The sequence below is a fragment of the Halobaculum rarum genome (assembly GCF_040025155.1).
In the GTDB taxonomy this organism is placed as follows: domain Archaea; phylum Halobacteriota; class Halobacteria; order Halobacteriales; family Haloferacaceae; genus Halobaculum; species Halobaculum rarum.
Window position 1 is genome coordinate 1,316,834 of sequence record NZ_CP157275.1, and the last position, 16,948, is coordinate 1,333,781.

The following is a 16,948-nucleotide window of genomic DNA, read 5'->3' on the forward strand; positions in this document are numbered from 1 at the left end:
GGGTCTTTAGCACGGATCCGACCGCCCTTCCGGTATGGTCGGAGACTCGGGGGAGCAGCCCGAAGATGGCGACGTGACCGAGGAGGAACTGGAGCGGTTGAACCTCGGGATGAGCGTCTACGACGAGGACGGCACCGAACTGGGGACCCTCCGCGGCTTCGACGAGGCCGGGTTCTACGTCACGATGCGCGGCGGGTACGAGGCGCTGAGCGTCGATCACGCCCGCACCGGCCACGAGTTCGGCGAGGGGCACCTCATGTGGCGCTGCACGCAGTGCGGCGAGATGGGCGAGATCGGCAAGGGGCTCCCGGACAACTGTCCCAACTGCGACAGCCCGAAGGAGGACCTCTACTACTGGACGGAGGACTGATCCGCGGGCCGAACCGACGATACGACTGACCGGTCGACCGAACCGCTCTTTTCGTCCCCGACCCACCCGAGGTCATGGAGATCGTCGTGTTCGGCGCCGGCGCGCTGGGGAGTCTCGTCGGCGGACTGCTCGCCCGTGAGCACCAGGTGACGCTCGTCGCCCGCGACCCGCACGCCCGGCGGATCGCCGGGCAGGGGCTCCGCATCGTCGGCGAACTCGACGCCCACACCCGACCGCGGGCGACGACCGCCCCCACGCCCGAGGACCTGACCTGCGATCTCGCGCTCGTGACGGTGAAGGCGTACGACACCGAGGCGGCCGCCCGGACGCTTGCAACCGGCGATCCCGACCTCGTCTGCTCGCTCTCGAACGGCCTCACCGAAGAGACGCTCGCGGAGCACCTCGGCGACCGCGTGCTCGCCGGGTCCGCCACCTACGGTGCCGAGCTCGTCGGTCCCGGCGAAGTGCGCTGTACCGGAATCGGGCGGATCCACGTCGGTGAGTTCGCGGACGACCGGCTCACAGACGACGCCGACGCCACGAGCGACCGGGCCGAGCGCGTCGCCGCCGCGTTCCGCGAGACCGGCCTCGACTGCACGGCAGCCGCAGAGATGCCGCGGCGACGCTGGGAGAAGCTCGCCGTCAACGCCGGCATCAACGCCGTGACCGCGCTCGCGCGCGTGACGAACGGAGCGCTCGCGGACGGCCCGGGGTGCGCGGTCGCCCACCGCGCCGCCCGTGAGACCGCGCGCGTCGCTCGTTCCGAGGGTGTCGACCTCGCCGACGACGAGGCGGCCGCCGCCGTCGACACCGTCGTCGCGGAGACCGCGGCCAACCGCTCGTCGATGCGCCAAGATATCGAGTCGGGGAGTCGGACCGAGGTCGACGCGATCAACGGCGCCGTCGTGGACCGCGGCGCAACCGCGGGGATCGACACGCCGACGAACCGAACGATGGGGGATCTCATCCGAACGTGGGAACGGGAGCGGATCGAGGAGTGAACAGCGGTCGGACGAACCGCGGTGCGTTCTCCGAATCCCGACTACGGCAAGCGATCGCTCGGTAGAATCGGATTTTCGGGGAACCCCCGTACGGAACCCCGAAACGGAGCTTATTCGACGTAGCCCAGGTCGCGGAGTCGCTCGGTCGCCTCGTCGTCCATCTCCGCCAGCGAATCGTCGGTCACCTCGGCCTCGTCGGCGTCCGTCCACGCGCCGCCGGCGGCCGCCTCGAACTTCCCCAATCTGGCCTCGGCCTCGGCGATCCGGTCGTCGTCGCCGTCGGCGAGGTTGCTGTCCTCTTCGGGGTCCTCGTCGAGCCGGAACGCCTCGTCCGGGACCCGATCGATGCGGACGTACTTCGCGTCCGTGGCGCGGGACGCGCGCATCCGCGAGTAGAAGCGTGAGTTCTCGGGCAGCTCGATCCCCCCGCTCGACGCCTTCTCCTCCAGCTGCTTCAGTTCGACCACGGGCCGGGAGTACTCGACGAAGCCGAATTCGCCCTCGGGCGACGCGCGCTGGCCCGGGTCGCGGTCGGCCTCGTCGACGCCGGCGAACTCGCGGTAGTCGGCCGACAGCAGCGAGCGCGTGCGGTCGAGCGCGACCGCCTCCTCGCCGGCGCCGGCGGACTCGCCGCCCGCCACGTCGAGCGCGTCGAGCACCGTGTGGTAGGTGTCGAGGAGTTCGACGGTGTCCTCGTGCCGGTCGCCGTCGAGCGCCGGGTGCTTGACCATGAGCGGGACGTTGATCAGCTGGTCGTACAGACAGAACTCGTGGCCGTACAGGTCGTGTTCGCCGTGGAGTTCGCCGTGGTCGGCACAGACGACGACCGCGGTGTCGTCCCAGCGGTCGGTCTCCTTCAGCCAGTCGAACAGCCGAGTGAGTTGGTCGTCGATGTGGGCAATCTCCGCGTCGTACAGTCCCCTGATCGCCGCCCACTCCTCGTCGTCGATGTCGCGGGCGCCGGCGTTGTACTCCTTGGAGTTCTGGCATACCTCCGTCGAGTCGACGCCCGGGGCGTACTCGTCGACGTACTCCTGGGGGGGGTGATACGGGAGATGGGCGTCCATCAGGTTGATGAACGCGAACCAGTCGTCGCCCCCGGCCTCGCTGTCGTCGATGAACGATTTCGTGCGGTCGATCACGGCGGGCGTCTTCGAGTCGGCGCCCTCGCCGCTCGCGAGGTACTCGTGGGCGACGTTGCCCAGCGAGACGAGCTTGTCGGCGACTGTTCGCAGCGCCTCGTTGTCGTTCATCGCCTTCCACGCCCTCGCGAGCGGCCCCGACAGGAAGTCCCCCGGCATCACCTCGAAGAAGTTGTCCTGATCGTCGAAGCCGTCGGTGAGGTGGGTGTAGGGCGTGATCCACGCGTTCGAGGAGTAGCACGCCGTCCGGTATCCCTCCGCCGAGAGGGTCTCGGCGAGCGTCGTCGCTCCCTCGAGGTACGGGTTCTCCTGGTCGGCGCCGTGCCGGTGCGGGTACATCCCGGTGAACAGCGACGCATGCACCGGAAGCGTCCACGGCGCGGGCGCGACGGCGTTCTCGAACACCGTTGCCTCCTCGGCGAACGCGTCAAGCCCCGGCGTGGTCCCCCCGTCGTAGCCGTACGGCCCGAGCCGGTCCTTCCGGACCGTGTCGAGCACGACGAACAGCACGTTCTCGGGCGAATCGTCGCTCATGTGCCCCGAATCCCGCTCGCGAGTAATCTCTCTTCTGGTCTTCACGGCGCTGCGACGGCACCCGGATTCGATCGGGCGACATTCGATATCGCGGTATCCAATTTATGCTTGCTGCGCACGGTCAGCATGCGACACGGCGAGGACAGTCGAGAGACGGACGCGCGGCTCCGAAATCAGCGGCTGGTCGGTCGAGACCCAACGAGAACCGAGCGGGTCGCTGTGCGGTTCGAAGACGAAAGAGAGAGGAAAACGGAGACGAGTCGCCCGATCAGAACGGCGCCTGCGGCCCTTCGTCGTCCTCGCCGTCCGAGGACTCGCCGGGGAACGAGGGGGACATGCCGTCGTCGGAGTGCCCCATCCCGCCGAGGTCGCCGTCGGCGCCCGACCCCATGCCCGTGTCGGCGACGACCTCGTTGATCTCGGGGATCTCCTTGGTCATCCGGGACTTGATCGCCTGGATCGTCATCGGCGAGATGCCGCAGCCAGAACAGGCACCGCCCAGCGAGATGTGGACCTCGCCCGTCTCGCGGTCGAGGTGCTGAATGGCTGCGCTGCCGCCGTGCATCTGTATCTGCGGGAAGTTACGGCGCAGGAAGTTCGTCACGCGCTCGCGCAGTTCGTCCTCGCCGCCGTCGTCCTGAGAGTCGGCGCTCATTACCGTCTGCTTGGCGGCACGAGGGTTTCAACCTTGTGCTCGGCGGGGTCTCGCAGTCGTGCGATCACCGATCTTCGGGCGGCTCGAGGCTGAAGACGCGGTACAGCTCCGATTCGATCTCCGCGACGTACCGGTCGAGCGTCTCGGCCACCTTCTCGTCGTCGACGACGATGGCTGTCAAGCGCTCGGTCGGGTTCTCTGGGAGGTCGACGGTGAACGCCCCGCTGTCCTCGTCGTAGAACGGCTCGGATTCGTTGAGGATCTGCTGGTCGATGGCGTGGATCAGCTCCGAGTCGAACCGGTCGTTCATCGTCTCGAAGGCGTTCTTGTACGCCCGCTGGAGCTCCGAGAAGTAGTTCGCGTACTTGTCCTCGAACAGTTCGGGGTCGAACTCGGCCATTATCGGACGATCCACGGGGACTGGTGTAAGGGCGACGGTCGGCAGTAGTAAATGGTATGCTGCGATATCGAATCAGTGTCGTTCCGGACGATCGACAGCAGCCGGCGACGGCTCACCGGCGTGTTCAACTCCGGTGCCGGGCTGCCCCCAAGTCGAAAGCCCCTCCGAGTCCCGGGCAGTCGGACCTGTTCGGAGCGCGGACGGTTGCAACGCTAGCGGGGAGGAGGCCGAGGGTGACCGCGGTACGCCCGACGAACGACGTGCGCGCGGTCGACGCTGTGCGGGTATCAGTGGGAGGTCACTGTGCGGGTAGTCAGTGAGAGGTCACTGTGCGGGTAGTCAGTGAGAGGTCACTGTGCGGGTAGTCAGTGAGAGGTCACTGTGCGGGTATCAGTGAGAAGTCAGGCTGTCGAACGTGTGCGCTCGCCGCCGTCGAAGGAAGCGTCAGAACGAAGGCAGCGTCAGAACGTCGTCCACGCGGTCGCCGCCTGCGTCCGGTTTCGGACGCGGAGCTCGCGGGCGCCGTTCTCCTCGCGGGTGTTGATCACGGTGTCGAACGGCTCGTACATCGTGTGCAGCGTCTGTTCGTCGTGCATCGTGGAGTTGATCACCGCGATGGTGGTCCACCCCTCGCTTTGCGTCTGGCGGGTAAGCACGCGGACGAACTGGTACACGTCCTGTGGGTCGAGGTACATCAACAGCTCCGACAGCGAGTTGATGCCGACACTGACGGATCCGTCCGTCTCGCGGAACGCCTCGTACAGGTCGGTGAACTTCATTCCGATGTCCGTGACGTTCTTCGGGGAGGACGCGTACCTGACGAGGTCGTCCTCGATGAGGTCGCCGCCACGCTGCTTGGAGACGCAGTCGACGACACCGACCGATTCGGGCGCGACCCCGGCGACATCCGCGTAGTCCGCGCGAACCTGTTCGGCGGGATCGCCGGTGGTGATGAGGACGCCGCGATCGCCGGCCTCCGCCAGCAGGCGGAGCATGAGCGCGTACTTGCCGGTCATGGGCGGACCGGCGATGAGGAGGCTCTCGCCTCCCCCACCGCCGTCAAGCGACAGCGGGGCGTCCTCCAGCATACGCGTCAGCATGCGTCGGACAGCTAAAACCTTTGTCCAAACCGACGGAAACGACAGCTCAGATCGGTACAGGCTCACGTGTTTCCTCCGTCACGGGCGATCGAAGCGTCGTGTTCCGCAGTCACGACGGACGACCCCGCTCTGGCTGAACCGGTCGGGGCAGTCAACGAGGGACGCTGCGGTCGTTCAGAGCTGAAACGGGCCTGTCGACCCGGCCCGAAATGAACCTGTCCGCTCGGCTCGAAGCGAGTCCGCCGACCCGGACGGCGGTTGTCCCGTCGGCTCAGCTCGAAGCGGACCGATCGGGCCGTCCCGCGCAGGATCACGACTCATCATCCGGGCTCCCGGAGTTCGGTGCCGAGCCGAGAAACGCGGGGAAGCCGAGCGCGCCGAGGTCGTCGCCACCGTCGAGCAGTCCCGCGCGCCCGAGCGCCGGCGGGAACTCCGTGGCGGTGATCGGTCGGCCGGTCGGCGATCCCTCGGCGGAGCTGTCGGGATCGGACAGGTCGCTGGGCGGGGCGGCACCCTCGATCAGCTGCTTCCAGACGGCGTCGCCGTCGGTCGCCTCGCTGTCGGCATGGATCACCTCCGCCTCGTGTTTCCCCTCCTGGTACGCGAGGTCGATGATGCTCCGATCGTAGGACGTGTCGAGCGCGTCCCGGAGGCGGTCGAACTCCTCGCGGTTCTCGTAGCCGAACGCGGCCGCGACGCCGAGCGCGTACGCCCGGCGGATCGCCTCGGTTCCGGAGATGTCCTCCCAGTCGGTTCCCAGTCGTGTCTCGTACATCAATGGGTGACCGTCCGGTCGTCGCCGACGACGAGGCCGTCGCTGGTGAACCGAAGGTCTTGGATGTCGGTGTCGACGTCCGCGCCGCGCATCTTCACCACCTGAACGCCGCGGCGCATCCCGTCGTCTTCCATGTAGTTGTGGAAGAACACCACGCCGTGCGCGAGGAAATGCTCGTCGGCGTACGCCGAGGGGTCCGTCATCTCGGAGATGAGATACGTCGTCGCGCTGGTTCGCTTGAGCGCCGAGAGAAACCGCATGGTCGTGTCGTCGTCGTCGTCGAGGAGATACCGCAGCAACATCGTCGAGTCGATGACGACCCGATCGATGTCACGCGACTCGACGAACGAGCTGATCCGGTTGGTGACGCTGTTGACGTCGCGACGGTCCCCGGGCATACCGAAGAAACGCTTCCCCTCCGAGGAGAACGCGTCGAGGAACGTCACCGACCCGGAATCGAGCGCCCCCTCGAAGCCGAAGTCGTAGGCCGCCATGTCCCGCTCGAGGTCGGCCTGACTCTCGTGCATACTGATGAACAGACAGCGCTCGCCGTCGGCAGCGCCCTCGGCGATGAACTGTGCTGAGAACGTCGTCTTTCCGCTTCCGGGCGGTCCGCAGACGACGTAGAGCCGTTCGGCCGGGAGCCCCCCGCCGACGAGGTCGTCGAATCCCACAACGCCGCTCGAAACGCGCATACCACACCACGGAACGAGGGGTCAGATAAGGACTACTCCCCGATACTCAGCAGTGATACTCCGGGGTAGGGGCGCGCTCACTCCGTGCGCGGTTCCACCCAGACGACGAAGCGGTCGTCGCCTTTCACGATGCCGCGGACGGCGTCGTCGCCGGCGGTTGTCGCCTCGTCGACCTGATCGGCGGGTACGTCGCGAACCTGATAGACCTCGTCGACGACCCAGCCGACGGTACCGCCGTCGTCGATCTCCTCGGGATCGAACACGATGATCCGCTCGCGGGCGCCCGTGCCGGTGACGCCGAGCAGCGTCTTCGGGTCGATGATCGTGGTCGTCTTGCCGCGCAGATCCATCACCCCCTCGACGTGTCGCGGCGAGTTCGGGATCGCCGTGAGATCGCCCGCGTCGACGATCTCGTCGATGTAGGCGATGTCGAGACAGTACGTCTCGTCGCCGAGCCCGAACTCCAGCACCTGCGTCGTCTCCTCGGCGGAGACGGCGTCTCCGTCGGCTGCGCGCTGACTGCTTGCCATACAACCGATCCCCGAATCCGCTCGCTTAACGGTAGCGCACGAGGTATCAGCAGTGAAATTCGGGACGGTGACTTCAATAACGGCGTATCGGTAGGCGAGAGCATGATTCGAGACGCCGCACGACCGGCGGGGGGTGCGCCGTGAGCGCGCGGGCGCCGCGAACGGTCGTGGTGGACGATTCGCGGTTCATGCGGGGACTCATCTCGGACATCCTGGAGTCCGGGGGCGTCGAGGTCGTCGGCGAGGCCGCGGACGGTCGCGAGGCGCTGTCGGTCGTCGCCGACGCCGACCCCGACGTGGTGACGATGGACGTCGAGATGCCCGAGATGAACGGGATAGAGGCGGTCGAACGGCTGATGGCCGAGAACCCGACGCCGACGCTGATGTTGTCGGCGTACACCGCCGAGGGCGCCGAGGAGACGTTCGCCGCGCTGGACGCGGGCGCGGTCGACTTCTTCGCCAAGCCCGGCGGGGAGGTGTCGATGGGCGTCTCCCGGCTGGAGGAGCAGCTCGTCGAGACCGTTCGATCGGTCGCCGGCGCGGACGTCTCGCGGACGGGGCGACGCCGGCGGAACGATGCCGCGACGGCCGCCGCGGGCGGGGGCGCGCCGGTGTCGCCGGACGCGTCGTCCGCAGGCAGTTCGGCCGGGACGACCGTCGAGCCGAACACGACGCTGATCATCGGCTCGTCGACCGGCGGCCCCGACGCCGTCGAGCGGGTCGTCTCGGCGCTTCCGGCCGACGCCGACCTCCGCGGCGTCGTCGTCCAGCACATGCCCGAAGCGTTCACCGGGCGGTTCGCGAACCGCCTCGACGACGCCTGCGATCTCTCGGTTCGGGAAGCCGAGGACGGGATGCGGCTCGGCCGGGGTGAACTGGCGGTCGCCAAAGGCGGCCACCACTTGGAGATCACGAACGCACGCAACGGTCGGCTCCGCTTGAAGGTGATCGACGAGGAGCGCGGGGAGGGCGTGCGCCCGTCGGTGAACGTGACGATGCGGTCGGCCGCCGAGGTGGTGGACGACCCGCTGATCGGCGTGATCCTCACCGGGATGGGCGGCGACGGGAGCGACGGCGTACAGGTACTCTCGCGGGCCGGCGCCCGCGTGCTCGCGCAGGACGAGGACTCCTGCGTGGTGTACGGGATGCCCAAACGCGCGGCCGCGACCGGCGCGGTCGACTCGATGCTTCCGCTGGACGACATCGCAGCGGGAATCGCGGGTGAGCGCGCATGAGCGACGACGATTCACGTCGAGCGCACACGGCCCACCGGAGGTGGTCCGCGTGAGCGAGGCCCACATCCGCGCGTTCGTCCGCGAGTCCGAGGAGGGGATCACCGAGCTGAACAACTCCCTGCTCGCGCTGGAGTCGGACCCGGACGACCCGGAGGCGATGGACGCCATTTTCCGGACCGCACATACGCTGAAGGGGAACGCCGCGGCCATGGGCTTCGGCGACTTCTCCGGGCTCGCACACGCGATGGAGGACCTGCTCGACGAGGTCCGCGGCGGCGACATGGCGGTGTCGGGCGCCCTGATGGACCGCCTGTTCGAGGCGGTCGACCTGCTCGATGCGATGCTCGGGGAGATCGACGAATCGGGCGACACGAACATCGACCCGACCGGCGTGGAGGAGGACCTCCGGGTGCTCGCGGAGGAGGGCGCCGAGGCCCTCGGCAGCGAGAGCGGGGACGGCGCGTCCGAGCCCGGCGACGCCGTGACCGGGTCCGACGACGGTGACTCGGACGACGATTCAGCTGCCGATTCTGGCGGCTCCGATGGTGAAGCCGACGACGCCGGCGACGACACGGCCGCCGTGGACCCTGAGTTCGACCACGGACTCTCTCTCGGCGACGACGAGGGGGTCTACCGCGCCCGCGTCGACCTCGGCGGGGCCGACATGCCCGGCATCGACGCGATGTTCGTGCTCGAAGCCGTCGAGGACGGCTTCGGCGGGATGGCGTGCGATCCCGACCGCGAGGCGATCGAGGAGGGCGAGTTCGAGGGGACGTTCGACCTGTACGTCGTCGCCGACGCGGGCGCGACCGTCGAGGCCGGCGTCGACGCGGTGAGCCAGGTCGAGTCGGTCGAGGTGAGCGCGGTCGATCCGGCCCCCGGCGACGACGCGGGAACCGGGGCGAACGAGACTGGCATCGACGCGAACGAGACCGGCATCGACGCGAACGAGACTGGCACCGATGCGGTCGACGACGCCGGCACTGACGACACGGGCGACGCTGCAGAAGCCGGGAGCGGCGGAGATGATGACGGCGAAGACAGCGAAGACGACGACGACAGCCGTTCGTCATCCGGATCCGGCGGGAGCGGCGGATCGAACACGTCGTCGTCGGACAACATCTCGTCGGTCAGGGTCGACGTGGAGCAGCTCGACGACCTGTACGGGTTGGTCGAGCAGTTGGTGACGAGCCGGATCAAGCTCCGGCGGGAGATGGAGGAGGCCGCCATCGACTCCGACAACCTCGACGAACTGGACAAGATCTCGACGAACCTCCAGGACACGGTGATGGACATGCGGCTCATCCCGCTGTCGGCGGTCGTCGACACGTTCCCCCGACTCGTGCGCGACTTAGCCCGCGACCAGTCGAAGGACGTGAACTTCGACATCGACGGCCGCGACATCGAGCTGGACCGAACCATCCTCACGGAGATCCGCGACCCGCTGGTTCACATCCTCCGCAACGCCGTCGACCACGGCATCGAGTCGCCCGAGGAACGCGAGGCCGCCGGAAAGGACCCGACCGGCACGATCGAGCTGCGGGCCGACCGCGAGCGCGATCACGTCACCATCGTCGTCGAGGACGACGGCGGCGGCATCGAGGCCGACGCGCTGCGCGAGAAGGCCGTCGAGAAGGGCGTGAAGTCCCGCGCCGAGGTCGAGGCGATGTCGGACGCGGAGGCGCGCGAACTCGTCTTCCACCCCGGCTTCTCCACCAACGACGAGGTGACCGACGTGTCCGGACGCGGCGTCGGGATGGACGTGGTGCGGACGACGGTGAAGGACCTCGACGGGAGCGTCACCCTCGACTCGACGCCCGGCGAGGGGACGCGCTTCGAGATCAAGCTACCCGTCACGGTCGCCATCGTCCGCGTGATGTTCGTCGAGGTCGACGGCGTCGAGTACGGCGTCCCGATCAAGAACATCGCGGAGGTGAGCCGCGCCGACGGCATCGACGTGGCCCACGGCGACGAGATCGTCCGCCACGACGACGACATCTACCCGGTCGTTCGGCTGCGCGAGGTGCTCGGCACCGCCGGCGCGGCCGCCGGAGGCGGAGCAGGCAGTGCGCTCGCCGACGGGGGAAGCGAGGTCGAACGAAGTCGTTCGAGAGACGACGGTACTGGGGACGATAGCGACGAGGACGGCATGCTCCTGCGGATCCACGAGGAGAAGCGGCCGGTCGCACTCCACTGCGACGACGTGCTCCATCAAGAGGAAGTCGTCGTGAAGCCGCTGGAGGGGATCCTCTCGGGGATCCCCGGGCTGTCGGGGACGGCCGTCCTCGGCGACGGCGACGTGGTGAGCATTCTCGACGTGGAGACGCTCGGGGGACGGCGATGAGCCGCGCGCGCGGCGACGCCGGCGACCTGCAGGGCGTCATCGACTTCGTGGAGGACCGCGTCCCGTTCGAGCCCGGCTACTACAACGAAGCGTACCTCGGGCGGCGGATCGCCGCGCGGATACAACGACGCGACGCCGACGACCACGCCGAGTACCGCGCAATTCTCGAGGACGACGACGAGGAGCGCGAGGCGCTGCTGGACGCGCTCACGATCAACGTGACCGGGTTCTTTCGTGACCCGGACATGTGGGCGGACCTTCGTTCGGTGCTGCGGGATCTTTCCGAGGAGAACGGACGTGCCGGCGTCGACGCCTGGAGCGCGCCGTGTGCGGACGGCCGCGAGCCGTACTCGCTGTCGATGCTCGCGGCCGACGACGACGAGGTGAACGAGCGCCACCTTCAGATCACCGCCGTCGACATCAGCGAGGAGGCGCTCGACGCCGCCCGCGCGGGCGTGTACGAGACGACGCGGACGACGGACATCGGAGAGGAGCTGTCGCCGCTGTCGGACCCGGAGGCGTACGTCGAACAGGAGGAGCGCGTCTTCCGGGTGCGCGAGTCGGTGCAGTCGCGAGTCACGTTCGAGCCGTACGACCTCATCCGCGACGGACCGAAGGCGGACATGGACCTGGTGTTCTGTCGCAACCTCCTGATCTACATCGACAGCGAGTACAAGGGCCGGCTGTTCGAGACCCTGCGCGATTCGATCCGGCCGGGCGGCTACCTCGTGCTCGGGAAGACCGAGACGGTGCCCCCGGACATGCGCGAGTCGTTCGAACCGGTCGCGAAGCGTAGCCGAATCTACCAGTACACGGGATAATGTCGCTGTACACGCTCGCCCGCGACGGGGACATGGAGCAGCTCACCGATACCGCCAAGAACAGCGACAGCGCCGCGGTGCGCCGGCGGGCCGCCGAGATGCTCGGCGACGTGGGTGATCCCGAGGACGACCGGACCGTCGACGTGCTCATCCACCTCGCCCGGAACGACGAGGAGGACGCCGTCCGCGCGGCGGCGGTCGACGGTCTCGACGAACTGGGCGGCAACGGGCTCGAGCGGCTCATCGCCAAGGAGACGGGCGTGGATCCGAACGCCGCCGACTGGGCCGCCGTCCGCGCGTTCGCGAAGGTGCTCGGCGGCGCGAACGTCCCGGAGTACCGGATGGCCGCCGCCAACGCGCTCGGTCGGATGGGCGACGGGGACGCCGTCGGCCCGCTGGCGAAGCGCCTCGCCGATCCGGACCCCAGGGTGCGCGAGCGCGCCTGTCTCGCGCTCGGGCGTATCGGCGATCCGCGCGCGGTCGGGCGGCTGAAGGCGCGATTGGACGACGACCATCCCGCGGTGAAGTCGGCCGCCGCCGACGCGCTCGGTACCATCGCCAGCGGCGAGGCGCTCGCGGCGCTGTTGGACCTGTTGGACGACGAGAACGTCAGCCTTCGGCGGCTCGCGGCCTCGGCGCTCGGCAACGCGAGTTCGGCGAAGCCGGTGCCGAAGCTGGCGGGGGCGCTCGCGGACGAGCACGACACGGTGCGCCGGGCGGCGGTGTTCTCGATCATCGAACTGCTCGCGAACGCGCCGACCAAGCAGAGTCACGCCGTGCGCGATGCGGTCGTCTCCGAGCTCCAAGACGCCGACGACGAGACGGTGACCGGTCCGCTCGTAGAGATCCTGGAGGACGCGACGCAGGCGCGCCAGCGGCGCAACGCCGTCTGGTTCCTCGGGCGGGTGACGAGCGCGGAGCCGCCCGACCACGTGCTCGACGCGCTCGTCGACGCCCTCGACGACGACGACAAGATGACCGCGCAGTTCGCGGCGACAAGCATCACCAACCTGGAGGGACTCGCGGTGGAGTCGACGCTCATCGACCTGGTAAAGGACGACGACGCGTCGGTCGACGCACGGGCGAAGGCGGCGTACGCCCTCGGCGACGTGGGCGGCGACCGCGCGAAAGAGACGCTCGACGTGATAACCGACAGCGACGTGGACAAGCAGATCCGCAAGCGGGCGTTCGCGTCGCTGTCGAAGCTCGGAGGTGTTAGACAGTGAGCGACAGCAGCCAGCGGAACGGCGGTGGTGGACAGCAGCGCGGCGACGAGGAGTACAAGGTCGCGGACACCCGCGGCAAGTTCGCGCAGGCGATGAAGGGCGGACGGAAGCTCAACGACGTCGGGTGGACCACCGGCCGGATCGTCCTCTCGAACAAGCGGGTCGTCCTCGTCGGCAACGGCGGCAAGCGGACGATCGCGCTGTCGTCGGTCGACGGCATCGGCGGCCGGTACGACGCCAACCAGGAGATCCAGCGCGTCTCCAACTACGTCAGCCTCCGCATCGGCGAGGACGTGTTCCTCCTCGCCGCCGAGGAGCACGAGGAGTTCCGGACGGACCTCTACCGCGCGTTCCTCGACCGAAAGGTCATCAGGGCGCGCCACCCCGCGATCAAGGGCGGCGTCGTCCAGGACACCGAGTGGGAGCAGGCGCGCCTGAAGGTGGAGGCCGACGGGATCTCGGTCGCCCAGCAAAGCGGCGCGTTCGTCCGGCTCGAACTCGACGACATCGGCACGCTGGAGGAGACAGAGCGGACCGTGACGGACGAGAAGGCGCCGGTCATCGAGGCCGAACACACCGACGACGAGGGGACGAGCGTGCAGACGTACCTCTCGGGAAAGCCGTGGCTGGTCGCGGTCATCAAGTCGTACCTCGGGCGGGGTCACGACCGCAACCGCGGCGCCGTCGAGCTGTCCGAGTCCGAGCGGGAGGTGCTGATGGCGCTGTACTCGGGCGTCTCCTCGTTCGAGGTGCCGAACTTCCTCGGCATGAGCGTCGACCGCGTCGAAGAGATCTTCGAGCGGCTCATCGAGGCGGAGGTGCTGGAGGAGGTGCGCACCCGCCGCGAGGTCGCGCTGGAGCCCCGCGGGCGCAACATCGCCAGCGAGGCGATGAACGAGCAGTAGACTCCTCACAGTCAGATACTTACGATCCGAATAGCATCGTAGGATATGTTAGAAAATAAGGTTGTTCGCGCGAGTGTGTTCTTCGTAGTGGCTTTCGTGATCCCCGCTGTCCTGGGAGCGTTCTTCGGCGACGTCAGGCAGGGGCTCCTGATCGGAGGAGTCATGGGGACCACCTTCGCCGTGTTGAGCCAGTTCTTCGAGCCCGAAACCGAACTCGCCTGAGCGGCGTGAGATAAGCGGGCCCACTCACCGGTGATTTCACCGAGAGTCGTGTCCGGCCGATCGCGGTCGACGGAGCAGTTCTCTCAGGTGTTCACGTCCTCGATGCGCTGCCCGACGACCACGCGGCCCTTGGCGGTGAGCGCCGTTCCCTCCTCCGTGTCGACGAGCAGTCCCTCGTCGATGAGGCCGTTGAGCAGCATGGTGAGTCGCTGGGGCTCGATGTCGACGACCTTCGCCAGCGAGACGCCCGGGCCCGCGGAGTAGGCGGCGACGAGCACCTCCGTCTCCGCCTCGCCGAGTTCCACGTCGGCCAGTTCCTCCTGCACGTCGGCGTAGCGCAGCCGGATATACCGGCCGAGCACGTTGGTGAGGCGCTCGGAGTCCAGCCCGACCTGCGAGGTGACGGCGGTTCCGTCCTCGATGTGTCGAAAGGAAATGACGGGGTGTGTGCCGTTGCCGAGGTCGCGTTGGGTGCGCTCGACCGAGACGACGCCGCGCAGGTCGACCGTGAACGGCTCGGGGCAGCCCTCGAACGAGAGCGCGCCCTGGGTCACGTCGAGGCGGGCAGTGTGGGCGTCCGTCTCGACGACGCGTCCGCCGATCTTCGCCGGATGCCGAACCAGCGCCTTCGTCCCGTTGAGCAGCACCTTGAACAGGACCGTCGCGAAGCGGTCGATGTTGGTGTCGTTCCCCTCGATGGCCGCGACGCCGCGCCGGTCGTCCGTGCGGTAGGCGACGGTGACAGTGTCGTTGAAGTAGCCGGCCATCTCGGGCGGCACCTGCCCCACCTTCACGTCGAACACCGACGACAGCGGGATGGTCTCCTTGGAGCCGTCGGCCGCGAGCACGAGCCGTCGCTGACTCAGGATGATCCGGCCGGTCGGCGGTTCGCCCTCGACGCCGGGCGCGAAGAACCGACCGACGAAGTCGGCGACGACCGTCTCGCTCATAGCTGTCGACAGTGAGTCGGTCGACTTGACGGTTTCGCACCGGTGTTCAGCGATGAAAACCGGGACGGCCCGGCGACACCCGCAGCCTGTGAGGGCGATCGGTCAGCCGTCCGTGACAGCGCCGGATCAGCTGTCGCCCACGCCGAAGAGGCGCTCGATCCGGTCGGCCTCGCTCATCGCGAGCGTGCCCGCGAACGACATCACGAGCACGTAGCCGACGGCGAACGCGGGGATCACCCGGGCGATCGTCGGGTCGGGCGAGGTCGCCGCCAACGCGGCGATGATGAGCGAGAACTCCCCGCGCGGCACCAGCGCGAGCCCGGTTCGCAGCGAGCGCCGCGGCGAGAGGCCGTACAGCCGGCCGCCGATCCCGCCGCTGATCACCTTCGCCGGCCCCGACAGCGCCGCCGCCGCGAGCACGAACGTGGCGACGCCGGCGACGGCGACGGGGTCGGTGTTGAGGCCGACCCACGCGAAGAACACGACCGCGAACGCGTCCCGAAGCGGCGCGATCCGGTCGGCGACCTGGTCGTGCAGCGGGGTGGCGCCGACGCCGACGCCGACGAAGAAGCCCGCGACCGCCTCGCTGGCGCCGACCGACAGCGCCAGCCCGGAGATCACGAGCGCGACCGCGAGCGTCCGGACGACGAGGTCCTCGTCACTGGTGCCCAGATAGGGGGCGAGCCGCGGCGCGAGTAGCTGGGCGGCGAGCGCCAACGCGATCAGGAAGCCCAGCGCGACCGCGATCCGTGGGAGCGCGTCGACGGGCGACCCGCCGGCGACGAGCGCGACTGCCAGCGCGAGATACACGGCGATGACGAGGTCTTCGGCGACGAGCGTTCCGAGCACCGGCTCGGCCTCCGGGTCCGCGATCCAGCCCAGATCGACCAGCGACTTGGTGATCACCGCCGACGAGGAGATGTAGACGATCCCCCCGACGAGGAACGCCCCGAGCGGGCCCAGCCCGAACAGGAGCCCGAGCGCGACGCCGACGGGGAAGTTGACGAACAGGTCGACGGCGGCGGCCGCCGAGAGCTTCTTCCGGGCGGCGATCAGCCGGTCGATGCTGAACTCCAGTCCGAGGAAGAACAAGAGGAGGACGACCCCGACCTCCGCGAGCGTGAGCACCTCGGCGGGCGCGATCGACGGGAGCCCGACGGCGCCGGCAACGTGCGGGCCGACGAGCACCCCGCCGAGAACGTACAGCGGGACCGTCGGGATCCCGACGCGCCGGCCGACCGCGGCGGCGAGCGTCGCGGCCGCGATCAGGACGCCGAGCGCGAGCAGGCCGTGGAGCTCGCCGGCCGCGGCGGTCGATCCCGCCGCCATCAGCTCCCGCCGTCGTCGGACTCATCGACCACGTCGCCGTCACCCGTTCCGCCGACCATGTCGCCGCCGACACCGTTCCCGCCGCCGGACTCGATGAACGTGGCGTGGAAGGAATCGACCTCCGAGCGCGAGCCGATGACGACGACGGTGTCGCCGGCGCGGACGCCCGCGCCGGGGTCGGGGTTCGGCGTCACCTCGTCGCCGTGTTCGACCGCGATGATCGACGCGCCGGTGCGCTGGCGGACGTCCGCGGCCTGGATCGTCTCGCCCGCGAGTTCGGAGTTCTCGGGCACCTCGTACCACTCGATGAGCGCGTCGCCGCCGAGAACCGTGTCGATGTTCTCGGTGGCCACCGGCTGGAAGTACGCCCCCTCCAGCACCGTCCCCACGGTCCGCGCGAGACCGTCGGACAACACGAACAGCTTCTCGGCGTCGCTGTCGGCGTCCGCCCGTCGGAACACCTCCCGCTTGCCGGTGTTGTGGGTGACGACGATGAGTCGCTCCTCGCCACCCAACTCTATCTCGTGTTTCTTGCCGACGCCGGGGAGGTCAGATTCGTAAACCGTCATGCGTGGGTGATGAGGGCGGTCACCGCATAAACACGGCGGCGGGGAGACGACGACCCACCGGTCGCGGACGGGGTCGACCCCTGAGCCCGGCGCTCAGAGTCACCGGTGACGAACGACTTACCAACCGCCCCGACACAGGCTATCG

Annotated in this window: 17 protein-coding genes and 1 pseudogene; 8 read left to right on the plus strand and 10 right to left on the minus strand. The window is 68.6% G+C overall.

What is annotated here, in order from left to right; translation table 11 throughout:
* Window positions 1–34 precede the first annotated feature (34 nt).
* Complete coding sequence (locus ABJD39_RS06955; protein WP_348613393.1) at window positions 35–370, plus strand: DUF7130 family rubredoxin-like protein; 336 nt, start codon at window positions 35–37, stop codon at window positions 368–370.
* A 74-nt stretch (window positions 371–444) separates the two neighbouring features.
* Window positions 445–1,371, plus strand: a complete 927-nt coding sequence (locus ABJD39_RS06960; RefSeq protein ID WP_348613395.1) for a ketopantoate reductase family protein — start codon at window positions 445–447, stop codon at window positions 1,369–1,371.
* A gap of 110 nt (window positions 1,372–1,481) precedes the next feature.
* On the opposite strand, the gene ABJD39_RS06965 is transcribed toward ABJD39_RS06960, so the two are convergent.
* From ABJD39_RS06965 to ABJD39_RS06995, 7 genes are all read right to left on the minus strand, one after another.
* A complete protein-coding gene (locus ABJD39_RS06965) occupies window positions 1,482–3,047 on the minus strand; it encodes a sulfatase (protein WP_348613397.1) in 1,566 nt (521 codons plus the stop codon).
* 268 nt (window positions 3,048–3,315) lie between these two features.
* Entirely contained in the window at window positions 3,316–3,702 is a 387-nt protein-coding gene (locus ABJD39_RS06970) for a NifU family protein (RefSeq protein WP_348613399.1), read from the minus strand.
* A 64-nt stretch (window positions 3,703–3,766) separates the two neighbouring features.
* Window positions 3,767–4,102 carry a DUF5783 family protein gene (locus ABJD39_RS06975; RefSeq protein ID WP_348613400.1) on the minus strand — a complete coding sequence of 112 codons (336 nt, stop codon included), beginning with the start codon at window positions 4,100–4,102 and terminating at the stop codon, window positions 3,767–3,769.
* Between the two features lie 461 nt (window positions 4,103–4,563).
* Entirely contained in the window at window positions 4,564–5,190 is a 627-nt protein-coding gene (locus ABJD39_RS06980) for an RAD55 family ATPase (protein ID WP_348613401.1), read from the minus strand.
* A gap of 322 nt (window positions 5,191–5,512) precedes the next feature.
* Window positions 5,513–5,977, minus strand: coding sequence for a hypothetical protein (locus ABJD39_RS06985; RefSeq protein WP_348613403.1), 465 nt, complete (start codon window positions 5,975–5,977; stop codon window positions 5,513–5,515).
* A complete protein-coding gene (locus ABJD39_RS06990; RefSeq protein WP_348613405.1) occupies window positions 5,977–6,672 on the minus strand; it encodes an RAD55 family ATPase in 696 nt (231 codons plus the stop codon). Before ABJD39_RS06990 ends, ABJD39_RS06985 begins: the two co-directional genes overlap by 1 nt.
* Before the next feature lie 77 nt (window positions 6,673–6,749).
* On the minus strand, window positions 6,750–7,202 hold the full coding sequence (locus ABJD39_RS06995; RefSeq protein ID WP_348613407.1) for a chemotaxis protein CheW: 453 nt from the start codon (window positions 7,200–7,202) through the stop codon (window positions 6,750–6,752).
* Between the two features lie 188 nt (window positions 7,203–7,390).
* Here ABJD39_RS06995 and cheB point away from each other — a divergent pair, with 188 nt between their 5' ends.
* The 6 genes from cheB (at window position 7,391) to ABJD39_RS07025 (ending at window position 13,955) form a co-directional block, all read left to right on the plus strand.
* The gene (cheB, locus tag ABJD39_RS07000; protein WP_348613723.1) at window positions 7,391–8,437 is read left to right on the plus strand and encodes a chemotaxis-specific protein-glutamate methyltransferase CheB; all 1,047 of its coding nucleotides are present in this window, start codon (window positions 7,391–7,393) and stop codon (window positions 8,435–8,437) included.
* Between the two features lie 49 nt (window positions 8,438–8,486).
* A complete protein-coding gene (locus ABJD39_RS07005; protein WP_348613409.1) occupies window positions 8,487–10,781 on the plus strand; it encodes a chemotaxis protein CheA in 2,295 nt (764 codons plus the stop codon).
* A complete protein-coding gene (locus ABJD39_RS07010) occupies window positions 10,778–11,602 on the plus strand; it encodes a CheR family methyltransferase (RefSeq protein ID WP_348613411.1) in 825 nt (274 codons plus the stop codon). Before ABJD39_RS07005 ends, ABJD39_RS07010 begins: the two co-directional genes overlap by 4 nt.
* A complete protein-coding gene (locus tag ABJD39_RS07015) occupies window positions 11,602–12,828 on the plus strand; it encodes a HEAT repeat domain-containing protein (protein ID WP_348613413.1) in 1,227 nt (408 codons plus the stop codon). Before ABJD39_RS07010 ends, ABJD39_RS07015 begins: the two co-directional genes overlap by 1 nt.
* 92 nt (window positions 12,829–12,920) lie before the next feature.
* Window positions 12,921–13,733 carry a CheF family chemotaxis protein gene (locus ABJD39_RS07020; protein WP_348613724.1) on the plus strand — a complete coding sequence of 271 codons (813 nt, stop codon included), beginning with the start codon at window positions 12,921–12,923 and terminating at the stop codon, window positions 13,731–13,733.
* Between the two features lie 96 nt (window positions 13,734–13,829).
* Window positions 13,830–13,955 carry a hypothetical protein gene (locus ABJD39_RS07025; protein ID WP_348613415.1) on the plus strand — a complete coding sequence of 42 codons (126 nt, stop codon included), beginning with the start codon at window positions 13,830–13,832 and terminating at the stop codon, window positions 13,953–13,955.
* A gap of 83 nt (window positions 13,956–14,038) precedes the next feature.
* On the opposite strand, the gene ABJD39_RS07030 is transcribed toward ABJD39_RS07025, so the two are convergent.
* The 3 genes and pseudogenes from ABJD39_RS07030 to ABJD39_RS07040 form a co-directional block, all read right to left on the minus strand.
* Window positions 14,039–14,905 (minus strand): CheF family chemotaxis protein, encoded by an 867-nt coding sequence (locus tag ABJD39_RS07030; RefSeq protein WP_348613417.1) that lies wholly within the window; start codon window positions 14,903–14,905, stop codon window positions 14,039–14,041.
* Between the two features lie 126 nt (window positions 14,906–15,031).
* A complete protein-coding gene (locus ABJD39_RS07035) occupies window positions 15,032–16,234 on the minus strand; it encodes a cation:proton antiporter (protein WP_348613419.1) in 1,203 nt (400 codons plus the stop codon).
* Between the two features lie 101 nt (window positions 16,235–16,335).
* Window positions 16,336–16,803, minus strand: a pseudogene (locus ABJD39_RS07040) (cation:proton antiporter regulatory subunit); the annotation flags it as partial.
* Between the last annotated feature and the right edge of the window lie 145 nt (window positions 16,804–16,948).